This is a genomic window from Microcystis sp. M31BS1 (assembly GCF_020245285.1).
GTDB classification, from domain to species: Bacteria; Cyanobacteriota; Cyanobacteriia; order Cyanobacteriales; family Microcystaceae; genus Microcystis; species Microcystis panniformis.
This window is the reverse complement of sequence record NZ_JADBVE010000091.1, coordinates 1-8,904: the sequence shown is the minus strand read 5'-3', so window position 1 is coordinate 8,904 and position 8,904 is coordinate 1. Positions and strand designations below refer to the sequence as shown.

The window sequence follows — 8,904 nt, the reverse complement described above, 5'->3', positions numbered from 1 at the left end:
GGTTATCTGTCAATCTTAAAAGATATTTATACTAATGTTGTTATTCCCCAAGCAGTTGCCAATGAATTAGCCAATTTAACTGAGGAAGATATCCGCATTAAAGCGATAATTTCTCTGAACTGGATACAGGTTAAACAAGCCTCTAATTTGGAACTTGTGGCTTGTTTGAGCAATGACTATAATTTAGATATTGGCGAAGCAGAAGCAATCGCTGGCTCTTCTCGACTTTGTGTGATAATTTTTGCTTATGTAAGGTTAAATGCTTACTGGGCAAGACTTTTAGGACTATTTTGAAAGAAGAAACTATCAGTATAGACCTCGTTTACACACAGAAACCAGAAGAGCCAATCGCTCTTGCCTTAGAATTAAAAGCAGATGAATTGTTAATTGATGAGCGTCTTGGACGGAGGGAGGCTGTGCGTTTGGGGCTGTCAATTACGGGGGTTCTAGGAGTTCTTTTAATCGCTAAAAATAGAGGATTGATTGCTAAGGTTCAACCGATAATGGAGTCTCTAATTAGCCAAGCAAATTTTCGCATCAGTCATCAACTTTATGAGGAGGTTTTGCAAACTGCAAATGAATTAGATTAAGTTGTGAGGGGGGAATTGAGAGACAATATTCAGAAAAACTGATGATTTAGAAATACAGTTTTCCCGATCAATGTTAATTTCTGTTACAGGGGTCTTGAGAAATTTGCAATTGTTGTGCCAAAATTTTTAGCAATAAACTTTTGCTGTTACTGTCATGACTTCTACCCTGTTGCCGATTCTTCCTGTTGTTGACGATGTTTTGTTCAATTTCGCTCAATCTGACGGTTTTTGGGCGAATTTAGAAACCGCTTTTGGCACAAGTTATGATGTGGTTAAAGCGACGCAATTACGACAGCAGTGGCAAAGTCGAAATTTTAGTCAACTTCCCCCGATTGAGGTTGTCAACAGCAGTGTTTTAGGTAGTGCAAATGGCGCTTATGGGATTAGCACCAATAAGATATATCTATCTGAAAGCTTTTTTGCTTCTGCTAGTTCAGATGCTTTGGTTGCGGTGGTGTTGGAAGAAATTGGGCATTTTGTGGATGCTCAAATTAATAGGGTGGATACGGTGGGGGATGAGGGGGAGTTATTTTCGGCGTTGGCACGCGGGGTAAGTTTAAGTCCTTCGGGGTTGAGTCGGATTCAGACGGAAGATGATCATGCAGTGGTAGTAATTGATGGGCAAGAAGTTCTGATTGAGCAAGCCAGTCTTTCGGGCAGTGGTGGTGTAGGTGGAACTAACAAAACTCTTCAACTCGATCCTCTACCCCAAGGACAAACCGAAAGAAATGTTACTCTTACCTATTTCTACGAGCATTATTCTATTCCTGATCAATTTCAGGTCAGATATGCAGGAAAGGACATTGTCAATACTGGAGGACTTGTTTCGGGAAGTAAAACTGGAAATGTAACATTTAAGCAAGTGCAAGGGCAAGACTTTCTCAATATCGTTGTTACTGCTCCTCAATCAGGAACAGCTTGGTATTTTTCTGTTTCTACTGACAATGCTCAAATAAACTTCAATGGTCTTGTAGGAGATGTCATCAAACTCGATTTAGGTAAGCAAAGTGGGAATGTTACGCTGAAATCCCTACCAAATTCCTCCAAAGGTAAGTTGATTAATGAGAAAGGAGAAAATGCCATTGTAGGGAGTGTATATACAACTTTATACTATGTCCCTACTGTAAATGGTGCAATCTCTAGTTATGGTCAAGATAAGCAACATCCTGGTATAGGTCAAGTGAGCTTTGATGTTGAAGATCAAACTAAAAAGTCCATTACCGTTCAAGTAAGTGTTACTGATGGTTTTTCTAAGACTGATGGAAGTAATCCAGTAAAAACTGGAACTGGAAAGCTTGATATTTATACTCAACAACAACGACTAGCTTACTTGGGTTTTCCGGGTAGCAGTGGCAGTCCTTTAGTTGTTGATGGACAGTCTGGTGGTAACACTGAATGGGCAATAAAATTATTTAATTCTGTAGTTAGTAGCTCAAGCAAAGTTTTGAATGAGAAAAGTTTCAGTAAGGATAATGCTAAACAACTCATTAATGCTACTAATGCTCCACGCTGGACTGAATTAAAAAGTACCTCCATACCAAGAGTTGGAATTGTTCAAGGTTCACCCATAGAATTATGGGCATCTAATTGGACATATGATGTTCTGAACTCCGTAGTTCCTTCAAATCCTAATATTAATTTTAATGTAAATGGAACAAGTCTAAAAAAGGGTGGAGATACATCAGCACACTCTGGTCACGAAGCTGGGATGGATTTAGATATAGATACAGCCGGAAAAGGTGACGGCAATACATATGCACCAAACAATATGTTTTTTAAGGAAAATAAGTTTGGCACTAAGAATACTTGGTATGTAGAAGCTCCTGATGGTAAAGTTATCATTAAAAACACAAATGGAAAGTATGAATCTGCTGATCCTAATGTACCAGCTAATCTTACTAAAGCAATAACTGGTCTTGACATCTATAACAAGCAAGTTATCAAAGAACTATTTTCAGATACCAACAATAATGGGAAAGCAGATCAGGATGAATGGTTGATTATTGATAACCCTAATGCTGTATTTAATAATGCAAATGGCACTCCTACAAAGGGATACGTTCTTGCAGATACAAGAAACTTAATTACCTCTTTCTTGAACGCTAATGTAGGAGGAATTACAGTAAAAGAGGTTTATTTTAATGATCCTCGTACATGGGATATAGACCCTAAAAAAGTTCGTTTTGCATCTAATCATAATGGACACGTTCATTTTACTCTCAAAGCACCAAGCGCAACTACAAATTCTAATCAGAGGTTCAGCACTTTCTCTTTTGCATCTGAAAGCGTTGAACCTGTAGCTACTGCTGCCATAACTGTCAACAACTTCATCCTTATAAATAATGTAATAGATATAGGAAAGATAGAAGGAAACTTCAGTACGACTGGCTCGATTAACACTGGAAATCCTGAAACTATCTATCGCTTTACACTTGGTGATCCAGTAGATGAAGATAAAATTGACGGCATCTACTTCAGTACATCTCGAAATTTTAACTTACTTCTCAATCAACTTGCTGCTGATGCTGATGTAGAGCTAATCAAAGATTTTAATGGAGATGGTATTTTTCAAGATGAGGACGTTATAGCAAGTTCAAATCAGTTAGGTAATAATCCTGAAACGCTCAATTTGACAGACCTTAACGAATCTGATTACTACATTCGCATTTTCCAAAAGGGTGGTGATACTAGCTTTAACCTTAGTTTAACAGTTCCTCCTCTACCAGTTCCAACTGACAACGCAGGAAATACAGTAACTAATGCTAAAAATTTAGGAATCATTAGTAATAATGTCCAGCAATCAGATTTTATTGGTCAAGTGGATGCAGATGATTACTATCGTTTCACATTATCATCTATCAGCGATTTGACCGTTGATGTTACTGACTTAGTAAATGGTGATTTATTTGCTGAAGTTGGACAAGATAAAAATAATGACGGCATTCTAGATTTTGATGAAATTATTGTCACATCTGATGAAGAAGGAGATACCAGCGAACAAATTAGCCGTACAGGATTAGCCGCTGGTGATTATATCTTGCATTTGGGGCGTAATAGTGGCAATACAAACTATAACCTTAACCTTTCGGCAACTCCGTCAGTTATTCCACCTGATAAAGCAGGTAGTACCCTTACCACTGCCTTCAATCTTGGCACTTTAACTGCTTCCACCCAAAACGATTTTGTTGGTAATGTTGATCCGATTGACTATTACCGCTTTACCCTGACAAATCCTAGTGGAGTTACCCTCAATCTTAGTGGCTTATCAGCAGATGCCGATTTAGAATTGTCTCAAGATAAAGATGGAGACGGTGTAATCTCTTCTGATGAAGTGATTCAGCTTTCTGAAGGAACAGACAATCAAGATGAAAATATTAATATTACGGCATTACCCGCAGGAGACTACTTTGTAAAAGTATCCCAATACGAAGGTGACACCACCTACAATCTTGCTCTCACACCAACAGCAGCCACTGGAGTAGATCTACAAGTGAGTGTGACTCCAGTAACTAATTCTCTTACTTTAGGAGATCAAGTCAGCTACACCATTACCGTTAAAAATATCGGTGCTTCTAATGCAACAGGAGTCACACTCAGCGATAACTTGCCCCTTGAAAATATCCTTGATGTGTCTGCTGTTGCCAGTAAAGGTACGAGAAGTATTTCTAGCAGTGCAATTACTGCAAATATTGGCAGCCTTAACGTCAATGAATCAGCAACAGTAGTTGTTTCAGGCAGATTGGTTGGTTCGGGTTCAACCAGTAGTTTGATTCAAGTCTCAAGCGCACAAGCAGACTTTAATCCAGACAATGACTCAGTAGTACAGCGTTTCAACGTTGCACCTGGTACAATTCAACCTGCTGATTTGGAACTTTCTCTAACTTCAGATAAAACGACAGCGAATATTGATGACCTAGTTACTTTCAAAATAACTCTAACCAATAAAGGTCCAGGGGCTGCAACATCAATTCAGGTAAAAAATGTTTTGCCTCAAGGATTAACTCTTGTTTCGTCAAATCCTCAGCAAGGTTCTTACAACTCCACATCTGGCATTTGGGAAGCAGGGAATATCGCCAAGGATAATCAAGCTTTCGTAGATATCGTTACCAAAGTTACTTCTGGAGGAAGTCTTTCTAATACTGCTGAAGTGATTGCAGTAACTGAACCTGATCCTGATTCTACTCCCAATAACAATAATCCCAATGAAGACGATCAAGCTTCAGTTATTGTCACTATTGGCACCGATGAAACTCCCGGTAATCAAGCTCCCACAGATTTAGCCTTAAGTGCAACCACAGTAAATGAAAATGTCCCTGTTAACACAGTAATTGGAACATTTTCCAGCACAGACCCCGATACTGGTAATACCTTTACCTATAGTTTAATAGCAGGAACAGGAGATACAGATAATACAGCATTCTCGATTGTGGGGAATCAATTACAGATTAATAATTCCCCCGATTTTGAAACCAAAAATAGTTACAGTATTCGAGTAAAAACCACCGACCAAGGGGGACTAAGTTTTGAGAAAACCTTGACAATTACTGTCAATGATGTTAATGAAACTCCCGGTAATCAAGCTCCAACAAATTTAGCCTTAAGTGCGACAACAGTAAATGAAAATGTTCCTGTTAACACAGTAATTGGAACATTTTCCAGCACAGACCCCGATACTGGTAATAGCTTTACCTATAGTTTAATAGCAGGAACAGGAGATACAGATAACTCAGCATTCTCGATTGTGGGGAATCAATTACAGATTAATAATTCCCCAGATTTTGAAACCAAAAATAGTTACAGTATTCGGGTAAAAACCACTGACCAAGGGGGACTAAGTTTTGAGAAAACCTTGACAATTACTGTCAATGATGTTAATGAAACTCCCGGTAATCAAGCTCCAACAAATTTAGCCTTAAGTGCGACAACAGTAAATGAAAATGTCCCTGTTAACACAGTAATTGGAACATTTTCCAGCACAGACCCCGATACTGGTAATACCTTTACCTATAGTTTGATAGCAGGAACAGGAGATACAGATAATACTGCCTTCTCGATTGTAGGGAATCAATTACAGATTAATAATTCCCCGGATTTTGAAACCAAAAATAGTTACAGTATTCGAGTAAAAACCACCGACCAAGGGGGACTAAGTTTTGAGAAAACCTTGACAATTACTGTCAATGATGTTAATGAAACTCCCGGTAATCAAGCTCCCACAGATTTAGCATTAAGTGCGACAACAGTAAATGAAAATGTCCCTGTTAACACAGTGATAGGAACATTTTCTACCACAGACCCCGATACTGGTAATACCTTTACCTATAGTTTAGTTACAGGGACAGGAGATACAGATAACTCAGCATTCTCGATTGTAGGGAATCAATTACAGATTAATAATTCCCCAGATTTTGAAACCAAAAATAGTTACAGTATTCGAGTAAAAACCACCGACCAAGGGGGACTAAGTTTTGAGAAAACCTTGACAATTACTGTCAATGATGTTAATGAAACTCCTAGTAATCAAGCTCCCACAGCCCTAATTTTCCAAAATGCTGTCACCGAGTTAGCTGAAAATGTCAATGTCACACCAGAATTTAAAGTCGCCGACCTCCTGATTGAAGATGATGGTTTAGGAACCAATAATCTCTTCCTCACGGGACGGGATAGGGAGCGCTTCTTAATTCAGAATTCAGCCCTTTTCTATGTCGGTTTTACCCCTAATTTTGAAGCCCAAAATAGTTACGAAGTCACCGTCAATGTCGATGATACAACCGTTGGTGTCACCCCCGATCTCACCCAAACCTTCACTTTAAACATCACCGATGTCAACGAAGCTCCCACAGCCCTAATTCTGGCCAATAGCACCAATGCGATCGCTGAAAATACCGATACCAGTCAAGGTGTCAAAGTTGCCGATATTCAGATCAGCGATGATGCCCTGGGGACCAATAGCCTTTCTTTGTTGGGCAGTGATCAGAGCAGTTTCCAGATTCGTGGCCGGGAATTATTCTTCATCGGTAAGGCTGATTTTGAAGCCCAATCCCTCTATAACTTGACAGTTGCGGTAACGGATACTACCCTCAACCCGGCTCCCAATGCCACGCCAGACGCAACGGTTAATTTCACCCTAGAAATTACCAATCTACCCGATCAAGACGTTAATCCCCAAACCCTTGAATTTAAAGATACGGGTAATGGACAAGGTTCTCTGGTTTTCAACTTCAGTAACTTGCCCGGTAGCATACAGGTCAGAGCCATTGAGGAAGGACTTAGACAGACGGGAGCTTTCTTTAATAACGTTGTCGGTCTCTATCCAGTGGCCGATGATAACGGAGCCGTTTTTGATAGCCTCGATTTAGATGGAGATGGCAACGTGACAGAGTTAATTCAACCGGGTCAAGCGGGTTATGCGCGTACCGCCTTAAGTCAAGCGGTGAATAACTTCTTTTTGCGGGCCAGTGGGGAAGGGGCAAACCAAAGCACCACCGCCGCTGAATTTGGGGATGTGTTGTTGGAAGGGGGGCGACGCTACGCACCCTTTGTGATTGCCAATGGGGGCAATCTGGGAGAAAGTCTGCAAGGGAGTGTTCAGGCATTTTTGACCAAGAATCCCGATAACGTGGCGGCTACCCTAGAAAACTATATAAGTCATGAAGTGGCCTATTTCTCCTTTGGGGCGGCAAATCCCGATGGGGCGGAACATTTACGGTCAAGGGGGAATAATATCTTTGGCTTTGAGGATTTACCGGGGAACTTACCCAATATCAGCGATAACGATTTTAATGATGGGATTTTGGCGTTTAATTTTATTGCTTAACCCTAGTTCGGGTTAAACGGAGGGGGATAAGGCCCATTCCATTATTGCGCCGCCTGACCGCTAGAGGTGGCCAGGGCTGCTGCGCCTCCTTCTAAAGCCGCGATCCGCTTCTCGAAGACATCGGTGGTCGGATTCTTGACATCCTCGCCGTCCGTTTTACGGCGGCGAGGATGTCAACAATGAAATTTGCTGGTTGATGGCATTTTAACAGCATTAAAAGCATTCACTCCTTACTGGGAGTAGAACGATCAGGCCTTGCCTCGTTTCACAAAGATTCCAAGACTTCCTGCGAGTAGAGTTGCGAACACGACACTCGGTTCGGGAACCTTGACATCGGCGGCGATTACTTTGAAATCTGGCCCGTTATCGCCGACTCCGTTCAAACGTTGGGGATCGTTATTGCGCTCGCTAGTTAAGCGCAGGGTTTGCGCGCGGATACCGTCGAGCCGAATCCCGATCGAACCAATATTGAACGGGCCGTTGTTGAGGACGGGAGGAACGATTGTGCTGATGTTATAGTCCGCTTTCGTGTAGTTCGCGCGTAAAATTTTATAGCTGGCTAAAACCGTTGTTCCATCGTCCGCGATCGCTTCCACCAGTAAATCGCTATCCCCCGCAACGGCTCCCCCCGGCGTTCCCCCCCGTTCCCAGAAAAAGAACGTATTCACCGGTCGGGCGAAAGAAACCTCGATAATTGCAGTATCGGCGTTCTCACGGGTTACGAGGAGACTATTCAGGTTTAAATTGCCCAAACTGGCGGCGATATCCGCGTCGGTGGGGTTCGGTTTCGCTGAACCCTCCCCGACCAGGGGATCGCTAGTCGTGTTCGGTCCGTAACCCGTGTGGAGAATTCCGTTAGTATATGTGATTCCCCCCACAGTAACGTCGGCGGTATCGTTGCGGATAACCCGACCCGCATTGACCAGATCAAACTGACTGACCGTTAAACCGTTGAAAACCACCGAATCGAGACGGACATCTCTAGTGGGATCGTTGAGAAGATTAGGATTTCCGGTTAGGTCCGGACTCGCGGTAACGTTGGTTTGAAAGGAAAAGGGGAGAAAACCCGCCGCGCGCGCGGGTGTTCCGGTCGTGAGAGCCAAGGCCACTCCGGTGGTCGTGGCGGCGATTTTGAAAAGAGCGGCGAGGTGCTGCGACTGCGTGAAAAGATGACTCATCGATAAATGACCTCGTTAGGGAATGGAATTAAGTAGGGCTTGCTGAATAAATCTAAAAACCTTGCTGGATAAGACTTTTAGACTTTTTGTCAATCCAAAAGTACCGGACCTGGGAGTGAGCGGGGGGAAAATTCAGGTACTTTTTCCCTGAAAATTAGGTAATTGACCAGATGAAAATCGGTTCTTCGTTACTTGGTATGGTTCGATAGGGGGGCATAAATCGACTAAATCCTTATCTGGCAAGAGACTTAATTGATTAGTTCGCTCTAGAGCAAAAACAATTGACAAAAATCGCTAAATGCCTTTCTATATAAGGGTT

4 protein-coding genes and 2 pseudogenes are annotated in these 8,904 nt (G+C 41.8%); 3 read left to right on the top strand and 3 right to left on the bottom strand.

Features of this window, described 5'->3' with window-relative positions:
• The 3 genes and pseudogenes from IM509_RS05030 to IM509_RS05020 form a co-directional block, all read left to right on the top strand.
• The coding region (locus IM509_RS05030) for a PIN domain-containing protein (RefSeq protein ID WP_502882246.1) at window positions 1-294 on the top strand (294 nt) is incomplete at its 5' end.
• Window positions 295-347: 53 nt separating this feature from the next.
• A pseudogene (locus IM509_RS05025) lies at window positions 348-590 on the top strand (PIN domain-containing protein); the annotation flags it as partial.
• 604 nt (window positions 591-1,194) lie between these two features.
• Complete coding sequence (locus IM509_RS05020) at window positions 1,195-7,407, top strand: cadherin domain-containing protein (protein WP_502882245.1); 6,213 nt, start codon at window positions 1,195-1,197, stop codon at window positions 7,405-7,407.
• A 41-nt stretch (window positions 7,408-7,448) separates the two neighbouring features.
• On the opposite strand, the pseudogene IM509_RS05015 reads toward IM509_RS05020, so the two are convergent.
• The 3 genes and pseudogenes from IM509_RS05015 to IM509_RS05005 all read right to left on the bottom strand — a co-directional run.
• Window positions 7,449-7,535, bottom strand: a pseudogene (locus IM509_RS05015) (PLP-dependent transferase); the annotation flags it as partial.
• A gap of 120 nt (window positions 7,536-7,655) precedes the next feature.
• On the bottom strand, window positions 7,656-8,516 hold the full coding sequence (locus IM509_RS05010) for an exosortase-dependent surface protein XDP2 (RefSeq protein ID WP_287716511.1): 861 nt from the start codon (window positions 8,514-8,516) through the stop codon (window positions 7,656-7,658).
• A 201-nt stretch (window positions 8,517-8,717) separates the two neighbouring features.
• Window positions 8,718-8,873 carry a hypothetical protein gene (locus IM509_RS05005; RefSeq protein WP_185237251.1) on the bottom strand — a complete coding sequence of 52 codons (156 nt, stop codon included), beginning with the start codon at window positions 8,871-8,873 and terminating at the stop codon, window positions 8,718-8,720.
• Between the last annotated feature and the right edge of the window lie 31 nt (window positions 8,874-8,904).